The 17,800-nt window shown below is 72.0% G+C and carries 16 protein-coding genes and 1 pseudogene; 2 read left to right on the forward strand and 15 right to left on the reverse strand.

Annotated features, from left to right (window positions below; genetic code table 11):
* Positions 1–53 precede the first annotated feature (53 nt).
* Positions 54–539 carry a hypothetical protein gene (locus BGO22_RS13620; protein WP_070400650.1) on the forward strand — a complete coding sequence of 162 codons (486 nt, stop codon included), beginning with the start codon at positions 54–56 and terminating at the stop codon, positions 537–539.
* On the opposite strand, the gene BGO22_RS13625 is transcribed toward BGO22_RS13620, so the two are convergent.
* From BGO22_RS13625 to BGO22_RS13645, 5 genes are all read right to left on the reverse strand, one after another.
* Positions 508–1,434 carry a 2-hydroxy-3-oxopropionate reductase gene (locus BGO22_RS13625; RefSeq protein ID WP_502686465.1) on the reverse strand — a complete coding sequence of 309 codons (927 nt, stop codon included), beginning with the start codon at positions 1,432–1,434 and terminating at the stop codon, positions 508–510. The two genes, BGO22_RS13620 and BGO22_RS13625, sit on opposite strands and share 32 nt — an antisense overlap.
* Positions 1,431–2,222: an HpcH/HpaI aldolase family protein gene (locus BGO22_RS13630; protein WP_070400648.1), complete on the reverse strand. Its 792-nt coding sequence runs from the start codon at positions 2,220–2,222 to the stop codon at positions 1,431–1,433. The genes BGO22_RS13625 and BGO22_RS13630 overlap by 4 nt, the downstream gene beginning before the upstream one ends.
* 58 nt (positions 2,223–2,280) lie before the next feature.
* The gene (gene gudD, locus BGO22_RS13635) at positions 2,281–3,636 is read right to left on the reverse strand and encodes a glucarate dehydratase (RefSeq protein ID WP_286851302.1); all 1,356 of its coding nucleotides are present in this window, start codon (positions 3,634–3,636) and stop codon (positions 2,281–2,283) included.
* Positions 3,637–3,643: 7 nt separating this feature from the next.
* The gene (locus BGO22_RS13640) at positions 3,644–4,594 is read right to left on the reverse strand and encodes a Bug family tripartite tricarboxylate transporter substrate binding protein (RefSeq protein ID WP_286851304.1); all 951 of its coding nucleotides are present in this window, start codon (positions 4,592–4,594) and stop codon (positions 3,644–3,646) included.
* 124 nt (positions 4,595–4,718) lie between these two features.
* Positions 4,719–5,747, reverse strand: a complete 1,029-nt coding sequence (locus BGO22_RS13645; protein ID WP_070400645.1) for a LacI family DNA-binding transcriptional regulator — start codon at positions 5,745–5,747, stop codon at positions 4,719–4,721.
* Positions 5,748–5,844: 97 nt separating this feature from the next.
* On the opposite strand from BGO22_RS13645, the gene garD reads away from it, so the two are divergent.
* A complete protein-coding gene (garD, locus tag BGO22_RS13650) occupies positions 5,845–7,476 on the forward strand; it encodes a galactarate dehydratase (protein WP_070400644.1) in 1,632 nt (543 codons plus the stop codon).
* Between the two features lie 33 nt (positions 7,477–7,509).
* Here garD and BGO22_RS13655 read toward each other — a convergent pair whose 3' ends face one another.
* The 10 genes and pseudogenes from BGO22_RS13655 to BGO22_RS13700 form a co-directional block, all read right to left on the reverse strand.
* Complete coding sequence (locus BGO22_RS13655; RefSeq protein WP_139147110.1) at positions 7,510–8,484, reverse strand: hypothetical protein; 975 nt, start codon at positions 8,482–8,484, stop codon at positions 7,510–7,512.
* A gap of 146 nt (positions 8,485–8,630) precedes the next feature.
* Positions 8,631–9,071 (reverse strand): hypothetical protein, encoded by a 441-nt coding sequence (locus tag BGO22_RS13660; RefSeq protein ID WP_070400642.1) that lies wholly within the window; start codon positions 9,069–9,071, stop codon positions 8,631–8,633.
* Between the two features lie 131 nt (positions 9,072–9,202).
* On the reverse strand, positions 9,203–10,771 hold the full coding sequence (gene pgi / locus BGO22_RS13665; RefSeq protein WP_175442880.1) for a glucose-6-phosphate isomerase: 1,569 nt from the start codon (positions 10,769–10,771) through the stop codon (positions 9,203–9,205).
* A gap of 58 nt (positions 10,772–10,829) precedes the next feature.
* Positions 10,830–11,468 (reverse strand): bifunctional 4-hydroxy-2-oxoglutarate aldolase/2-dehydro-3-deoxy-phosphogluconate aldolase, encoded by a 639-nt coding sequence (gene eda, locus BGO22_RS13670; protein WP_070400640.1) that lies wholly within the window; start codon positions 11,466–11,468, stop codon positions 10,830–10,832.
* 19 nt (positions 11,469–11,487) lie between these two features.
* Positions 11,488–13,311 (reverse strand): phosphogluconate dehydratase, encoded by a 1,824-nt coding sequence (gene edd / locus BGO22_RS13675; RefSeq protein ID WP_286851307.1) that lies wholly within the window; start codon positions 13,309–13,311, stop codon positions 11,488–11,490.
* A 126-nt stretch (positions 13,312–13,437) separates the two neighbouring features.
* Entirely contained in the window at positions 13,438–14,136 is a 699-nt protein-coding gene (gene pgl, locus BGO22_RS13680) for a 6-phosphogluconolactonase (protein WP_070400638.1), read from the reverse strand.
* 4 nt (positions 14,137–14,140) lie between these two features.
* Entirely contained in the window at positions 14,141–15,607 is a 1,467-nt protein-coding gene (gene zwf / locus BGO22_RS13685) for a glucose-6-phosphate dehydrogenase (RefSeq protein ID WP_070400637.1), read from the reverse strand.
* 121 nt (positions 15,608–15,728) lie between these two features.
* A complete protein-coding gene (locus BGO22_RS13690) occupies positions 15,729–16,391 on the reverse strand; it encodes an ABC transporter ATP-binding protein (RefSeq protein ID WP_070400636.1) in 663 nt (220 codons plus the stop codon).
* Positions 16,388–17,440 (reverse strand): tRNA (adenosine(37)-N6)-dimethylallyltransferase MiaA, encoded by a 1,053-nt coding sequence (gene miaA, locus BGO22_RS13695; protein ID WP_502686464.1) that lies wholly within the window; start codon positions 17,438–17,440, stop codon positions 16,388–16,390. Before miaA ends, BGO22_RS13690 begins: the two co-directional genes overlap by 4 nt.
* A pseudogene (locus BGO22_RS13700) lies at positions 17,437–17,800 on the reverse strand (Bcr/CflA family drug resistance efflux transporter); the annotation flags it as partial. The gene miaA and the pseudogene BGO22_RS13700, both read right to left, overlap by 4 nt.

Here is a 17,800-nt window from a genome sequence, read left to right on the forward strand (position 1 = left end):
ACCAACCCCCCAACTCCCGCTGGCAACACTGGCTGCTCTTTGGGAGTTCGCAAGTGTTCATCACCGCCCCCGGCCTCGTCCAGCACCTCCACCCCTCTCAGGTCGCCCCGCGCCAGACGCACTGGCCGGCCATCACGCTCGCGCTGGAGCGGCCCTGGTACCTGCTGGTTCACCGGGTTTCGTGCAAGGGCCAGACCTTGTCGCAGACCTCGCTGGTGGCCTGGGACACGACGCTGCTGGACCTGCTGGCCCGCATTCCCATGGCCGACCTCAGCGGCATCGCGCGCCTGGAGCGGCGCCACGATGCGGGCCCCAGCTGGGCCCTGGAGTGGATCAGCGCGCTGTGGGCGCCCGCGCCGGGTGAGTCGCCGGCCCTCGGCCCCTTGCTGTTCCAGCTGGGCACCGACCCGCAGCTGCGCACCACCGATCTGCAGCCCGTGGGCGAGGCCGCGGGCCGGCGCCTGCTGTATGAGGCGCCTTCCTCGCCGGCCCCGTTCGGGGGCTGGGTCAGCCCTTCGCCACCGGGTGCTCGGCCATGATCTCCAGCGCCTGCACCAGCGCCGAATGGTCCAGCTCACCCAGGCTGTGCGCGGCGCAGGCCTGCATCAGCTGCGCGGCGTTGGCAGTCTGCGGCAGGGCCACGCCCAGTTCGCGCGCGCCTTGCAGCGCCAGGCCCAGGTCCTTCTGGTGCAGCTTGATGCGGAAGCCCGGGTTGAAGGTGCGCTTGATCATGCGCTCGCCATGCACTTCCAGGATGCGGCTGGAAGCGAAGCCGCCCATGAGCGCCTCGCGCACCTTGGCCGGGTCGGCGCCGGCCTTGCTGGCAAAGACCAGGGCCTCGCCCACGGCCGCGATGTTGAGCGCCACGATGATCTGGTTGGCCACCTTGGTGGTCTGGCCGTCGCCGTTGCCGCCCACCAGGGTGATGTTCTTGCCCATGCATTCCAGCAGCGGCTTCATCCGCTGGAACACGGCCGCATCGCCGCCGCACATGATGGTGAGCGTGCCGGCCTTGGCGCCCACTTCGCCGCCCGAGACGGGCGCGTCGATGTAGTCGGCGCCGAGGGCGTTGATGCGCTGGGCGAAGTCCTTGGTGGCCATGGGCGAGATGGAGCTCATGTCGATCACCACCTTGCGCTCGCCAGCGTGGCCTTTCAGGCCTTCGGCCACGCCGTGTTCGCCGAACAGCACGGCCTCCACGTCGGGCGTGTCGGGCAGCATGGTGATGATGACCTCGGCCTCTTTCGCCACGGCGGCGGCGTTGGCCGCGCGCACGCCGCCGGCGGCGGTGATGGCCTCGGGCACCTGGCGGCGCGTGTGCACGGTGAGCTGGTGGCCTTTGTTGAGCAGTTGCAGGGCCATGGGCGTGCCCATGATGCCCAGGCCGATGAATCCGACTTTCATTCGAGTGTTCCGTTGAAGGGAGGGGGTCAGTAGCCGTTGGCGGGCTTGCTGGTCTTCATGCCGCCGCGCATGGTGGTGACGACCTGCTGCGCGCCCGCGGCCATGAGCCGCGCGTCGGAGCTGACGGTGACGAACTGGAAGCCCATGGCGATGCGCTGGAGCGCGGCCTCGGGCGTGCCGTTGTGGATGCCGGCCACCACGCCGTGCGCCTTGGCGCGCGCCAGGATGTGCTGCACGGCTTCGGCGGCCTTGGGGTCCAGGTCGTCGAAGGTGGGCTTGCAGCCCAGCGCGAGCGAGAGGTCCGAAGGCCCGATGTAGACCGCGTCCAGGCCCGGCGTGGCCAGGATGTCGTCCAGGTTGTCCAGCGCCTGCGCGGTTTCGATCATGGCGAAGGCGACGATGGTGTCGTTGGCGTGCTGGGGGTAGTCGGCGCCGCCGTAGAGCAGGGCGCGCACCGGGCCGAAGCTGCGCGTGCCGCGCGGCGCATAGTGCGTGTAGGCCACCAGCTTCTCGGCGTCGGCGCGCGTGTTCACCATGGGGCAGATGACGCCGTAGGCGCCGGCGTCCAGCGCCTTCATCAGGATGCCGGGCTCCAGCCAGGGCACGCGCACCACGGGCACGGTGTTGGTGGTGCTCACGGCCTGCAGCATGGGGACCATGGCCTGGTAGTCCACCACGCCGTGCTGCAGGTCGATGGTGAGCGAGTCCCAGCCCTGGTGGGCCATGGTCTCGGCCGAGAAGCTGTTGGGGATGGCGAGCCAGCCGTTGACGGCGGCGCCGCCCTGGGCCCAGATCTCGCGCAGTCGGTTCGGTCGCATGCGGTTGCCTTGTGGGGGTGTGGAAAGAACGGGGCGCGATCCGGCGAGGGAATCGGCCTCAGCGGTCCATGCAGGGCCGCTTGGGGTGGAAGGTCCAGTTCGGGATCAGGTACTGCATGGCGGTGGCGTCGTCGCGCGCGCCCAGGCCGTGCTGGCGGTAGAGCTGGTGCGCCTTCTCCACCTCGGCCATGTCGAGCTCGATGCCCAGGCCGGGCTTCTGGGGCACCTGGACGTGGCCGCCCACGATCTTCAGCGGCTCCTTGGTGAGGCGTTGGCCGTCCTGCCAGATCCAGTGCGTGTCCATGGCCGTGACCTTGCCCGGCGCGGCGGCGCCCACGTGGGTGAACATGGCCAGCGAGACGTCGAAGTGGTTGTTGGAGTGCGAGCCCCAGGTCAGGCCCCAGTCGCGGCAGGTCTGGGCCACGCGCACGCTGCCGGCCATGGTCCAGAAATGCGGGTCGGCCAGGGGAATGTCGACCGACTGCAGCGACAGCGCGTGGCTGAGCTGGCGCCAGTCGGTGGCGACCATGTTGGTGGCCGTGGGCAGGCCGGTGGCGCGGCGGAATTCGGCCATCACCTCGCGGCCGGAGAAGCCGTCCTCGGCGCCGCAGGGGTCTTCGGCGTAGGCCACCACGCCGCGCATGCGCTGGCCCAGGCGGATGGCGTCTTTCAGCAGCCAGCCGCCGTTGGGGTCGAGCGTCACGCGCGCGTCGGGAAAGCGCTCGTGCAGCGCGGTCACGGCGTCGACCTCTTCGTCGCCGCGCAGCACGCCGCCCTTGAGCTTGAAGTCGTTGAAGCCGTAGCGCTCGCGCGCGGCCTCGGCCAGGCGCACGATGGCCTCGGGCGTCATGGCGGCCTCGTGGCGCAGGCGGCACCAGGCGTCGGCGTGCGCCGGCTCGCTGGCCGGATCGGTGTAGGGCAGGGGCGTCTTGGTGCGGTCGCCCACGAAAAACAGGTAGCCCAGCATTTCCACCGAGGCGCGCTGCTGGCCTTCGCCGAGCAGCGCGGCCACGGGCACCTCCAGGTGCTGGCCCAGCAGGTCGAGCAGGGCCGATTCGATGGCGGTGACCGCGTGGATGGTGGTGCGCAGGTCGAAGGTCTGCAGGCCGCGCCCGCCGGCGTCGCGGTCGGCGAAGCGCGTGTGCAGTTCGCGCAGCACGCGCTGGTGGTCGCCGATGGAGCGGCCCAGCACCAGCTCGCGCGCGTCCTCCAGCGTCTGGCGGATCTTCTCGCCCCCGGGCACCTCGCCCACGCCCGTGCGGCCCGCGCTGTCGCGCAGGATCAGCAGGTTGCGCGTGAAGAAGGGCGCGTGCGCCCCGCTCAGGTTGAGCAGCATGCCGTCGCGGCCCGCGACAGGAATGGCGATGAGCTCGGTGATGCGCGGCGTGGCGCCGACGGGGACGGGTTTCAGCATGAAACGGTCAATCCGCTTTGATGTTGCGCGACTCGATCAGCTTCTTCCAGCGCGCGAACTCGGCGGCCTGGAACTTGGTGAATTCCTCGGGCGTGTTGGCCACGATCTCGAAGCCCACTTCAAGCAGCTTGGGTTTGATGGCGGGGTCGTTGAGCGCGTCCTTGATGGCGGCCTGCAGCTTGGCCTTCAGGTCGGCCGGAATGCCCTTGGGCGCGGCCACGGCCTGCCAGGAGTAGACGTTGGCGTCCTTGATGCCGAGTTCGTCGAGCGTGGGCACGTCGGGCAGCAGGGACGAGCGCTGGGCGCTGGTGATGGACAGCGCGCGCAGCTTGCCGGCGCGGATCTGCGGCATGGCGGTGTTGATGTTCATGAAGGACGAGTCGACCTGGTTGCCGAGCAGGTCGGTCATGACGGGGCCGCCGCCTTTGTAGGGCACGTGCACGCCGCTGGTGCCGGTCTGCTGCCAGTAGAGCTCGGCGGTGAGGTGGTCGCTGCTGCCGTTGCCGGACGAGGCGAAGGTCATCTTGCCGGGGTTGGCCTTCTGGTAGGCGATGACGTCGGCCATGCTCTTGTGCGGCGAGGCGGCGGGCACCACGAGCACGTTGGGCGCCTGCACGGCGACGGTGATGTAGTCGAAGTCCTTGGTGGCGTCGTAGGTGACCTTGGTGAGGTGCGGCGCGATGACGTAGGGGTCGAGGGAGGAGACGAACAGCGTGTGGCCGTCGGGCGCGGCGCGGGTGACGAGCGTGGCGCCGATGGTGCCGGTGGCGCCGGGCTTGTTGTCGATGACGAAGGTGCCGCCGAACTTTTCCTGCAGCTTGGGCTGCAGGGTGCGGGCGATCATGTCGGTGGAGCCGCCGGGCGGGAAGGGCACCACGATGGTGACGGTCTTGTCGGGCCAGGCCATGGCCGTGGTGAGGGTCATGGTGGCGCCGAGCGCGCACAACAGTTTTTTCATGGTGGCTTGTCTCCTGTTGGGTGGAAAGGGGTCTTCATTTGGTACCGGTACCAAATGAATCCGGTGGGCATGGTACCGGTACCAAAAGGGCCCGTCAACGCCTGTCCGTCGGGGATTTCCCGGCTCAGGTGGTTTCGCGCTCGACGATGGAGAAGCCGACGTCGAACAGCGCGGGCGAGACCTCCCGCCCCTCGGCCCGGTCGATCAGGCAGCGCGCCGCCAAGCGCCCCATCTCGGCGCCGTTGATGCGCACCGTGCTCAGCGCCGGCGCCATGTCGGCCGCGAAGGACACGTCGCCAAAGCCCACCAGCGCCAGGTCGTGCGGCACGGCGATGCCGCGCACGCGAGCCTCGGTGGCCACGCCCAGCGCCAGCAGGTCGGAGCTGCAGAAGATGGCGTCCACGTCCGGCGCCTGCTCCAGCAGACGGCCCAGGGCCTCGCGCCCACTGCGCAATGAGCGTGAGGCGCCCACGTTCACCACCGCCACCGGCCCGTGCCCGGCCCGCTGCACCGCTTCGGTGAAAGCACCGGCGCGGCGCTCGGCGCGTTCGTCCTCGGCGCGGATCAGCGCCAGCCGGCGGCGGCCCTTGTCGATGAGGAAGCGCGCCACCTCGCGCCCGATGTCGGCGTGCGAGAAGCCCACCAGCATGTCGATGGGCGTGGGCGTCAGGTCCCAGGTTTCCACCACCGGAATGCCCGAGGCGAGCAGCCGCGTGCGGCCCTGGCTCGGGCCCAGGATGCCGGTGAGGAAGATGCCGTCGGGCCGCCGGCCGACGATGGCCTCCAGCAAGGCCTCCTCGCGCGCGGCGGAGTAGTCGGACTGGCCGAGCATGAGCTGGTAGCCGGCGTTGAACAGGGTCTCGTTCAAGGCCTCGATGGTGGGCATGAACACCGACATCACCGTGCTCGGCACCACCGCCGCGATCAGGCGGCTGCGCGAGGACGCCAGCCCGCCGGCCATGCGGTTGGGCACGTAGCCGGTTTTCTGGATCACCTCCAGCACCTTCTGGCGCACGTCGGGCGAGACCTGCGCGGGCGTGTTCAGCACGCGCGAGACGGTGATGGGCGCGACGCCCGCGAGGCGGGCCACGTCGCGCACGGTGATGGCCCCGCTGCCGCGTCGGGCGCGCCGGGAGTTGTCGGATTCTTTCATGTGCGGCTTAGAATGGTACCGGTACCAAGCGCTCCGCGCCACGCGTCCGGTCAAGGGGCCGGGGGATGGCGGGTGCGCCGCATCATAGGAGACGCCCATGCCCGATACCCTGGCGAACCCCGCGGCCGTGGCGCCGCTGACGATCCGCATGCACGCCGAGGACAACGTGGCCATCGTCGCCAACGACGGCGGCCTGCCGCCCGGCACCGCGCTGCCCGGCGGGCCGGCGCTGCGCGAGCGGGTGCCGCAGGGCCACAAGGTGGCGCTGGTGGACCTGCCCCAGGGCGCGGCCGTGCGGCGGTATGGCGTGCCCATCGGCTACGCCTTGCAGGACATTCCCGCCGGCAGCTGGGTGCACGAGCGCCTGCTGCAGATGCCCGGCGCGCGCGGCCTGGACGACCTGCCCATGGCCACGCGTGGCGCCGCGCCGCTGCCCCCGCTGGAGGGCTTCACCTTCGAGGGCTACCGCAACCCCGACGGCTCGGTGGGCACGCGCAACCTGCTGGCCATCACCCAGACCGTGCAGTGCGTGGCCGGCGTCACCGCGTTCGCGGTGCAGCGCATCCAGGCCGAGCTGCTGCCCAAGTACCCGAACGTGGACGGCGTGGTGGCGCTGGAGCACGGCTACGGCTGCGGCGTGGCCATCGACGCGCCCGGCGCGGCGATCCCCATTCGCACCCTGCGCCACATCAGCCAGAACCCCAACTTCGGGGGCGAGTTGATGGTGGTGAGCCTGGGCTGCGAGAAGCTGCAGCCCGAGCGGCTGTTTCCCAGCGAGGGGATCCCGATCCAGGACCGCCGTGGAACCGGCTCTGACGGGCCGCTGGCGGTGCCCCCCCTCCCAGGGGGGGAGCCGCGCAGCGGCGCGGGGGGGTTGGTCTGTCTACAGGACGAGGCCCATGTGGGCTTCATGAGCATGGTCGAGTCCATCCTGCGCCAGGCCGAGGTGCACCTGAAGCGCCTGAACGCGCGCCGGCGCGAGACGGTGCCGGCCAGCGAGCTGGTGGTGGGCGTGCAGTGCGGCGGCAGCGACGCGTTTTCGGGCGTCACGGCCAACCCGGCGGTGGGCTTTTGCACCGACCTGCTGGTGCGCGCGGGCGCCAGCGTGATGTTCTCCGAGACCACCGAGGTGCGCGACGGCATCGCCCAGCTCACCGCGCGCGCCGCCACGCCCGAGGTGGCGCAGGCCCTGGTGCGCGAGATGGCCTGGTACGACGAGTACCTGAAGCGCGGCGGCGTGGACCGCAGCGCCAACACCACGCCGGGCAACAAGAAGGGCGGGCTGTCGAACATCGTCGAGAAGGCCATGGGCTCGATCGTGAAGTCGGGCAGCGCGCCGATCGCCAACGTGCTGTCGCCCGGCGAGAAGCTGCGCGCCAAGGGCCTGACCTACGCCGCCACGCCCGCGAGCGATTTCATCTGCGGCACGCTGCAGCTGGCCGCGGGCATGAACCTGCACGTGTTCACCACTGGCCGCGGCACGCCCTACGGGCTGGCGGCGGTGCCGGTGATCAAGGTGGCCACGCGCAGCGAGCTGGCGCGGCGCTGGCACGACCTGATGGACATCAACGCCGGCACCATCGCCGACGGCCAGGCCAGCATCGAGGACGTGGGCTGGGCGCTGTTCCGCTACATGCTCGACGTGGCGAGCGGGCGCCAGAAGACCTGGGCCGAGCGCTGGAAGCTGCACAACCAGCTGGTGCTGTTCAACCCGGCGCCGGTGACCTGAGCGCGCGGCGGCTGGCGCGCCCGGCCGCGTCGCTCAAGGGGTGAGGGCGCGCACGCAGCGGACCAGGGAGAGGGCGGCCGAGGGGACGTCGTGTTGTGCTGCTGTAGGGCCCGGCCCGATGTACTGCGTCCATGTGACACCACCCGCACCGGTCGAGCTCCAGTACTCGTTGTTGCCGACCAGTCCGCCGCTCACGCCCTTGTCCACCAGATGGCTTTGGATGTTCGGCCGGGTGGGCGCGGCGGCGCTGCCGCAGCCGGAGCCCCGGTTGTCCCGGTCGTAGCCCAGTTCGCAGATGGCCGGCAGGTACCAGTCGGTGAAGCCGGCGTCGCTGGCGTCGTCGCAGGTCCAGGCCGCGTAGGGGCTGTTCGGGTCGGGCGGTGGACCGCCGGCGTTGACGAGGGTCGCCGTGTTGGCGGCGCCCTCCGTGGGGCTGGACGCCAGGGGGGCGTCGTTGGCCTGGACGGCGGTCGGCCAGGCGTTGTTCAGCGCCATCACCTTGCCGCCCACGCCGCCCGTGGGGGGCGTGGTGTCGTCCAGGTCGAACACGTAGCCGCCCTGGTACACGCTGCCGAAGCCCAGCACCCGCACCGGCAGCGTCAGGGCTGGCGTGTTGCTGCCGCCGATGCGCAGTTCGGCGGGCGTGGGCGCGGCGTCCCCGGGCGCGGCCGAGGGCGTGGCGCCGGGCGTGACGGTGAGCGTGCAGCTCGCTCCCGGGGCCAGGGTGGCGGCGCAGTCGGTGCCGAAGGCGCTGCCCGCCGGCAGCGCGCTGGCCGCGCCCACCACGAGGTTGAGCGCGGCCTGGCCGCCGACGTTGGTGATGAGAACGTGCCGAGGCTGGCCCGACGCGGCCAGGGCCAGGGCGGGCGCGCTGGCCATCAGGGCGGGTGCGGCTGGTGGCAGCACGACCACGGCGGGCGGCGCGGTGCCGGACGGGTTGCCGCCGCAGGCCGACAGCCCGGTGGCGCAGAGCAGGGCGGGAAGCGTTCCATGTCGGAGAAGGGCCATGTCCGTGAACCCAGGGGAGTACCGAGGGCGCACAAGCTAGCACCGGCCCCGGTGCCGCACGCTGTTGTTTCTCTCACTGGATCGCCGCCCCTGGCCGGCGGGTCGGGTCTACCGCCTTCGCAGCAGGCCCGATCGGGGGCCTGGCCTCACTGCCGCAGCGGCGGCTCGGCCGGCGGCATCGGCGCCGGCACGGTGGTTTCGATCGAGCGGATCAGCCCGCCCCCGCTGACCGAACCCGAGACCTCGCCTTCGCCGCGCACCATGCGCTCGCAGATGGCGCGCTCATCGGCCGCGGTGTGCACCTCGCAGCGCTGCAGGGCGTTGCGCTGCAGCTGTTCCGGCGACACCGGAGCGCGCGGCTGGCTGCGGGCCTGTTGGCGGGCCGCGCCCAGGTCGCGCAGGCAACTGGTGCGCGATTCGGGGTTGCTCATGGCGGCGCAGGCGGCGCGCTCCTGCTGGTAGCGGTTGTCGGTGGAGGTCTTGGCCGCGCCGGCGCCCTGGGCCCAGGCGGGCAGCGCGAGCGCCAGGGCGGCGGCGGCCAGGCAGTGGCGGGTGAAGGCGGTGGGGGAATAAAAGGCTTGGGTCATGGGCGTTCTCCTGAAAGCGCGGGACCGGGGCCCGTCGCGTCCACCCATGCTAGGAAGGGCCCGCGCCGGGCCGTGTAGGACCGGTCCGACCCGCGCGCCGGACGAGGCCCGTCAACGATGGATTGGAGGCTTCAGCCGCCCGCGCGTTCCATGGCCTTGGCCATGGTTTTGCCCAACTCCACGCCCCACTGGTCGAAGGCGTTGATGCGCCAGAGGGCGGCCTGGCAGAACACCTTGTGCTCGTACAGGGCGATCAGCGCGCCCAGGCGACTGGGGTCGAGCCGGTCGAGCCAGAGCAGGTGGCTGGGGATGTTGCCGGGGAACTGGCGGTGCGGCGCCAGGGCGTGCGCGGTCTCGGCGTCGGCGCCGTCCTTCAGCAGCTGCGCCTCGGTCTCTTCGAGCGTGCGGCCCAGGGCCATGGCCTGGGCCTGGGCGCGCAGGTTCAGGTTCACCACGGCGTGGTGCGCGCTGGCCAGTGGCAGTGGTGTGTCTTCGCTCAGGACGCCGATGAAATCGACCGGCAGCGCGTGCCGGCCCTGGTGCACCAGCTGGAAGTAGGCGTGCTGGCCGTCGATGCCCAGGCCGCCCCAGACGATGGGGCCGGTGTCCACCGTGGCCTCGCTGCCGTCCAGGTGCGTGCGCTTGCCATTGGATTCCATGTCCATCTGCTGCACGAAGGGCACGAAGCGCACCAGGCGCGAGGCGTAGCAGGCGATGAGCTGCGTGGGCATGCGCAGGAAGTTGCGGTTCCACACGCCGTGCAGGGCCAGGCGCACCGGCAGGTTCTCTTGCAAGGGGGCGTGCAGGAAATGCCCGTCCATGGCGCGCGCGCCGGCGAGCAGCTCGCGGAACGCCGCCGCGCCGATGCCGATGGCCAGCGGCAGACCCAGCGCGGACCACAGCGAGTAGCGCCCGCCCACCCAGTCCCAGAACAGGAAGGTGCGCTCGGGGTCGTAGCCCAGCTCGGCGGACTTGGCCGGCGTGGCGGTGATGGCCACCAGGTGCCGGGCGATGGCGTCGGCCGGCACGCCCTGGTCGGCCAGCCAGTGGCGCGCGCTGGCGGCGTTGGTGAGGGTTTCCTGCGTGGTGAAGGTCTTGCTGGAGACGATGAACAGCGTGCGTTTCGCATCCAGCCCGCGCAGCACGCTCCACAGCGCCCAGGCGTCGGGGTTGGAGACGTAGTGCACGCGCACCGCGTCGCTGGCCAGGTGGGCGAGCGCGTCGGCCGCCATGCGCGGGCCCAGGTCGGAGCCGCCGATGCCGATGTTGACGACGTCGGTGAAGGCGTCGCCCGCGTGGCCGCGCACGGTGCCGGCGCGCAGCTCCTCGGCGAAGCGGCAGACGCGGTCGAGCTCGCGCTGCACCAGCGCGTGGATGGCGTTGCCCCAGGGACCACCGGCCTCGCCGCCGCGCAGGGCCACGTGCAGCACGGGGCGGTCTTCGGTGGTGTTGATGGCCTCGCCGCGGAACATGGCTTCGCGCTGCTCGGCGATCTGGCTCTGCGCGGCCAGGTCGAGCAGGGCCCGTTCGATCTCGGTGCCGATGGCCTGGCGGCTGGCGTCGAGCGTGAGGCCGGCGGCGGACCAGGTGAGGCGGCGCGCGCGCTCGGGCTCGGCAAGCCGCTCGCGCAGCGGCACCGACGGTTCGTTGGCGAGCGCCTGGAGGTGTTGCCAGGCGGGCAGGGCGACGGGCAGTGGCATGGTGGTCATGGGTGTGGCGGGCGCGCGGCGCAGGCGCCTTTGGGCGCGCCGGTGGCGTTCATTGTCCCTGCGCGAGCGCGGTGGCTTCGCGCGCCAGCCGGGTGATGCGCGCCCAGTCGCCGTCGCGCAGGGCGTCGGCCGGCGTGAGCCAGGAGCCGCCGGCCATGGCGACGTTGGGCAGGGCGAGGAAGTCGCGCAGGTTCTCGGGGCCCACGCCGCCGGTGGGACAGAAGCGCACGTCGGGGATGGGCGCGCCCAGGGCCTTGAGCATGCCGATGCCGCCGGCCTGCTGCGCGGGGAAGAGCTTCATGAGCGTGAAGCCCTGGTCGCGCGCCCGCATCACCTCGCCGGGGGTCATCACGCCGGGAATGAAGGGCAGGCCGGTGGCGCGCATGGCGTCCACCAGCGCGTCGGTGCAGCCGGGCGAGAGCGCGAAGCGCGCGCCGGCGTCGATCACGCGCGGCACGTCGCTGGGCCGTGTGACGGTGCCGGCGCCCAGGTGCATCTGGGGCACGGCCCGGGCCACGGCCTCGATGGCATCGAGCGCCACGTCCGAGCGCAGGGTGATCTCCATGACGTCGATGCCGCCGTCGAGCAGGGCTTGGGCGAGTGGCACGGCTTGCTTCGCGTCGCTGAGCACGATGACGGGCACGACGCGCGACTGGAAGGCGGGGTGGCTGAGGTGCTGGTCTTGCATGGTGTGCGGCGTTGAGGGTTCAGGCGAACAGCGGCGAGGCACCTTGCTCAGCGCCACCGACGTGGGCGCGGAACAGGCCGAAGAGCTCGCGGCCGCTGCCGTGCGTGTTGTGGGACAGGTCGGGGTTGGGCAGGGCGCGCGCGGCCAGCGTGGCCTCGTCCACGTCCACCTTGAGCAGGCCGCGCTCGGCGTCCAGCGTGATGAGGTCGCCGTCGCGCACGCGCGCGATCGGCCCGCCCGCCACGGCCTCGGGCGTGACGTGGATGGCCGCGGGCACCTTGCCCGAGGCGCCGGACATGCGGCCGTCGGTGACCAGGGCGACCTTGAAGCCCTTGTCCTGCAGCACGGCCAGCGGCGGCGTGAGCTTGTGCAGCTCGGGCATGCCGTTGGCGCGCGGGCCCTGGTAGCGCACCACGGCCACGAAGTCCTTCTCCAGCTCGCCGGCCTTGAACTTGGCCAGCAGCTCCTGCTGGTCGTGCACCACCACGGCGGGCGCGCGCACCACGCGGTGCTCGGGTTTCACGGCCGACACCTTGATCACGCAACGTCCCAGGTTGCCGGTGAGCAGGCGCAGGCCGCCGTCGGCGCTGAACGGGTCGCTCGCGGGGCGCAGCACGTTCAGGTCGGCGCTGCGCTCGGGCACGGGGCGCCAGGCCAGGCGCTCGCCGTCCAGCCAGGGCTCCAGGCCGTAGGCGTCCAGGCCCGGGCCCATCACGGTGTGCACGTCGGCGTGCAGCAGGCCGGCGCCGCGCAGCTCGCGCATCAGCACGCCCAGGCCACCGGCCGCATGGAAGTGGTTCACGTCGGCGCTGCCATTGGGGTAGACGCGCGCCAGCAGCGGCACCACGGCCGACAGCTCGGCGAAGTCGTCCCAGTCGATCAGGATGCCGGCGGCGCGCGCCATGGCCACCAGGTGCAGGGTGTGGTTGGTGGAGCCGCCCGTGGCCAGCAGGCCGACGACGCCGTTGGCGATGGCCTTCTCGTCGACGATCTGCCACAGCGGCACGTAGGGCTGGCCGGTGCGCCCGCTGTTGGCCACGGCGCGCTCCACGGCGGCCTTGGTGAGGGCCTCGCGCAGCGGCGTGCCCGGGTTCACGAAGGAGCTGCCCGGCAGGTGCAGGCCCATGATCTCCATCAGCATCTGGTTGCTGTTGGCGGTGCCGTAGAACGTGCAGGTGCCGGGCGCGTGGTAGGCGCGCGCTTCCGATTCGAGCAGGGCCTCGCGGCCCACCAGGCCCTGCGCGTACTGCTGGCGCACCTTGGCCTTCTCGTCGTTGGACAGGCCGGAGGTCATGGGGCCGGCGGGCACGAACACCGTGGCCAGGTGGCCGAACTGCAGCGCGCCCATGAACAGGCCGGGCACGATCTTGTCGCACACGCCCAGCATGAGCGCGGCGTCGAACACGTTGTGCGAGAGCGCCACGGCGGTGGCCAGGGCGATGGTGTCGCGCGAGAACAGCGACAGCTCCATACCGGCCTCGCCCTGGGTGATGCCGTCGCACATGGCGGGCACGCCGCCGGCCACCTGGGCGCTGGCGCCGATCTGCTGCGCGTGCCAGCGGATCAGGCTGGGGTAGGCCTCGAAGGGCTGGTGCGCCGAGAGCATGTCGTTGTAGGCGGTGACGATGCCGATGTGCGGCGCCCGCTCGGCGTGGATGCGCAGCTTGTCTTCATGGGGCAGCGCGGCCGTGGTGTGGGCCATGTTGGCGCAGCCCAGGCCGGCGCGCTGCGTGCCGCGCGTGCGCTGCGCGGCCATGTGCTGCAGGTAGGCGCCGCGCGAGGGCGCGCTGCGCTCGGTGATGCGCCGCGTGACGCGGTCGAGGATGGGGTTCAAGTGATTCATGGCTGAATGGAAGAAGCTGTTCGCATGGGGTGGTCTACCCCAGGGACACCACGGAACCGGCTGTGCCGGGCCGTGGGTGCCGCCCCCTTGAGGGGGTGAGGCGAAGCGGCGCGGGGGTGTTCATCGTTAGGCGAGCCACACCTGCACCGGGGTCTGGTGCTGGTGCAACACGAGCGAGATCGGCAGCGTGTCGTCTTCGGACAGCCGGGCCTGCTGGTACACGCGCAGCTTGGCGGGGCCGATGAGGGGCAAGACCAGTTCCCGCGTGGCCAGCAGCGCGGGCAGGGTCAGGGTCAGGCGCGCGTGCGGCGCGTTCAGCGGGCGCGTCCAGGCCACGGGGCCGCTGGCGTGCAGGGCCTGGCTGAGGCCGCCCGCGTGCGGGAAAAGCGAGGCGGTGTGCCCGTCCTCGCCCATGCCGAGGATGGCGAGGTCCCAGGGCCAGGGCTGGGTCGCCAGGCGCTGGCTGGCGGCGTCGGCGAGCGCCTGCAGCGCGGTGTCGTCCAGCGTGGCGGGCAGCTCGTCGAACCAGGGCACGAAGGTGGCCGCCGCGGCGCCCTGCTGCAAGAGGTGTTCGCGCACCAGGGCGGTGTTGCTGTCGGGGTGGTCGTGCGGCACGCAGCGCTCGTCCACCAGGGTGATGCTCACGCGCGACCAGTCCAGCGGCTGCGCGCGCAGGGCCTGGAACAGCGGCACCGGCGAGCGGCCGCCCGAGACCGCCAGCACCGCATGGCCGCGCCCGGCGATGGCCTGGTGCAGGCGCAGGCCGGTCCACGCGGCCAGGCGCTGCGCGAGTTCGGCGGGCGTGTTGCACGGGTGCTGGTTCATGGGCTCAGGCTTCTTCCGACCAGGTGGAGTCTTCGCGCGCCATGAGGGCGGAGGAGGCGGCCGGGCCCCAGCTGCCGGCGGCGTAGGCGCGCGGCTTCTCGCCCAGGGACTTCCAGCCCTCGATGATGGGCTCGACCCAGGTCCAGGCGGCCTCCAGTTCGTCGCGCCGCATGAAGTGCGTGAGCCGGCCCTTGATGACGTCGATGAGCAGGCGCTCGTAGGCTTCGGCGCGGCGGCCCGCCAGGGCCGACTGCAGGTCCAGGTCGAGCGCGACCGGGCGCAGCTTCATGCCGCTGCCAGGCTGCTTGGCCATCATCTGCAGCTGCACGTGTTCTTCGGGCTGCAGGCGGATCAGCAGGCGGTTCACCGGCTCGCGCGGCGCGTCGGGGAACAGCGAATAGGGCAGGGGCGCGAACTCGACCACGATCTCGCTGCGCCGCTCGGCCAGGCGCTTGCCGGTGCGCAGGAAGATGGGCACGTTGGCCCAGCGCCAGTTGTTGATGTGCGCGCGCAGCGCGACGAAGGTCTCGGTATCGCTGCCGGCGGGGACGTTGTCCTCCTGCAGGTAGCCCACGGCGCGCTCGCCGCCCACGTTGCCCGGGCCGTACTGGCCGCGCACGGTGTCGCGCGCCACGTCGGCCACCGTCATGGGCCGCAGCGAGCGCAGCACCTTGAGTTTTTCGTCGCGCACGGCGTCGGGGTCGAGCGAGACGGGTGGCTCCATGGCCACGATGCACAGCAGCTGCAGCAGGTGGTTCTGCACCATGTCGCGCAGCGCGCCGGTGCCGTCATAGAAGCCCGCGCGGCTGCCCACGCCCACCGATTCGGCCACCGTGATCTGCACGCTCTTGATGCTGGGGCTGCGCCACAGGGGCTCGAAGATGGCGTTGCCGAAGCGCAGCACCATGAGGTTCTGCACCGTCTCCTTGCCCAGGTAGTGGTCGATGCGGAAGGTCTGCGATTCGCTGAAGTACCGGGCCACCTCGTCGTTGATGGCGCGCGCCGAGGCCAGGTCGTGGCCCAGGGGTTTTTCCAGCACCACGCGCGAGCGTGGGTCCACCAGACCGGCGCCGTGCAGGTTCGCGCAGATGGCGGTGAACAGCGTGGGCGCGGTGGCGAGGTAGTAGACGCGGTCCACGCCGGGCCGCAGGGCCTGGCCGAGCGCGGCGAAGTCCTCGGGGCGCGTGGCGTCGAGCGAGACGTAGACCAGGCGCTGCACGAAGCCGCGCCAGCCCGCGTCGTCCAGCGCGTCGGCGGCGATGAAGCCGCGCACCTTGTCGTCGATGAAGGCCGTGAAGGCCGCGCGGTCCCAGGCGTGGCGGCCCAGGGCGACGATGCGCGTGTCGTCCGGCAGGGTCTTGTGCAGGTGCGCCATGTAGAGCGCCGGCAGCAGCTTGCGCAGGGACAGGTCGCCCGCGCCGCCGAAGATGACGAGGTCCAGGGGCGCGTCGGGTGGGGTGCTGGTCTCCATCGTTGGGGCGGTTGGCTTCACGAGTTACGAAGTGGGTCGATCATAGTGAAATAAAGTTACCAACGGGTTACCTTTGGCTGGGTGTGCCCAGGTGCGACCGTGTCGCAGAGCCGGGGTTCCGTCAAGTCGCGGTGGTATCGGCGCGCAGGCCGTCGGCGCTGAGCCGCAGCACACGATCGGCGCGGCGCGCGGCGGCCTCGGCGTGCGTCACCAGCACCAGCGAGGCGCCCTGTTCGCGGGTTTGGGCGCACAGCAGGTCCATCACGCGCGTGGCGGTGGCCGGGTCCAGGTTGCCGGTGGGTTCGTCGGCCAGCACGACGGCGGGCCGGTGCACCAGCGCGCGCGCGATGGCCACGCGCTGCAGTTGGCCGCCCGAGAGCTGCGCGGGCAGGCGCGCGCCCAGGCCCTCGAGGCCGACCGCGTCCATGAGGGCCCGCACGCGCGCGGGGTCCGGGCGGTTCAGCAGCAGCAGGGGCAGGCCGATGTTCTGCGCCACGTCCAGGTGTGGCAGCACGTGGAAGGCCTGGAAGACGAAGCCCAGGTTGGCGCGCCGCCAGTGGGCGCGGCGCGCTTCGTCGAGGGCGCCGAGGTCGGTGCCGCCGTGCCACACGCGGCCCTCGCTCCAGTCGTCGAGCGCGGCCAGGCAGTTGAGCAGCGTGGACTTGCCCACGCCGGATTCGCCCACGATGGCGATGAACTCGCCGGGTTCGACCCGCAGGTCGACGTGGCGGAACACCGGCGTGTCGCCGTAGAACTTGCCCAGGTTCTCGGCGATGAGGCTCATGGCGGGTTCCCCAGCCACTCCCGGACCTGCGCCAGCACCCGCTCCAGCGCGTCCGGCGCGTCGGCCGGCACCACCACGCGCCGGGGCATGGAGCGCAGCCAGGTGAGCTGGCGTTTGGCGAGCTGGCGCGTGGCGAAGACGCCGCGGTCGCGCAGCCCGGCCAGCGCGGCGGCGTCGGGCGTGGGCGAGGCGTCCAGCGTGGCCCAGGCCTGGCGGTAGCCCACGCAGCGCATGGCGGGCAGGTCGGCGTGCAGGTCGCCGCGCGCGCGCAGGGCGCGCAGTTCGTCGAGCAGCCCGGTCGCGAGCATGGCCTCGAAGCGCTCGGCGATGCGCGCGTGCAGCCAGGCGCGGTCTTGCGGTTCGAGCGAGATCAGGTGGGCTTCGTCGAGCGGGCCCCTAGGGTCGCGTCCGCGGCCCGAATGAAAACCCGACAGCGGCCGGCCCGACACCTGGAACACCTCCAGCGCGCGCTGGATGCGCTGCGCGTCGTTGGGGAAGAGGCGCGCGGCGCTGACCGGGTCCACGCGCTGCAGTTCGGCGTGCAGCGCGGGCCAGCCCTCGGCGCGCGCGCGCGCCTCGAGCGCGGCGCGCACGGCGGGGTCGGCGGCGGGCAGCTCGTCCAGCCCGTCGAGCAAGGCCTTGAAGTACAGCATGGTGCCGCCCACCAGCAGGGCGGTGCGGCCGCGCGCGCCGATCTCGGCGATCAGGCGCGTGGCGTCGCGCGCGAAGTCGGCCGCGCTGTAGGCCTGCGCGGGGTCGCGGATGTCGATCAGGTGGTGCGGCACGGCCGCCAACTCGGCCGCCGTGGGCTTGGCGGTGCCGATGTCCATGCCCCGGTACACCAATGCCGAGTCGACGCTGACGATCTCCACCGGCCAGCGCGCGGCGATGGCCAGGGCCGCCGCCGTTTTGCCGCTGGCGGTGGGGCCGGCCAGGGCGATGCAGCGCGGTCGCGAATCCACGCCACGATCCGGCGCCGGGCCGCCCCAGGCCGGATCAGCCCCCTCGGGGGGCAGCGACCCGCGCGGCGGCGGAGCGTGGGGGCTCATATCGTCGCGACACGCGTCGGCGGCGTGTGCGGCTCGCCGTGTCGCTGCACGAGGGTCCAGGCCGTGGTGGCGATGACCACGCACCAGAACCACACGCTGTTGGTGAGGGGGCGCACCGTGCCGGCGCCCAGCGCGGGATCGGACAGCGCCAGCCCCAGCCAGCCGCCGATGCCGAAGGCCACCACCATCATGAGGAAGCCCGCCAGCGCCGAGGCCGCGCCGGCCGCCTGCGGGAAGGGCGCCACCGCGCCGCTCTGGCCGCAGGGCTGGTGCACGCCGTGGCCCAGCATGAACAGGTAGAAGGGCAGCAGCACGCTCCAGAGGCCTTGCACGCCCAGCAGGGGCAGCACGCCGATGAGC

Origin of the sequence: Hydrogenophaga sp. 70-12 (assembly GCF_001897365.1) — a bacterium.
Lineage (GTDB): Bacteria > Pseudomonadota > Gammaproteobacteria > Burkholderiales > Burkholderiaceae_C > Hydrogenophaga > Hydrogenophaga borbori.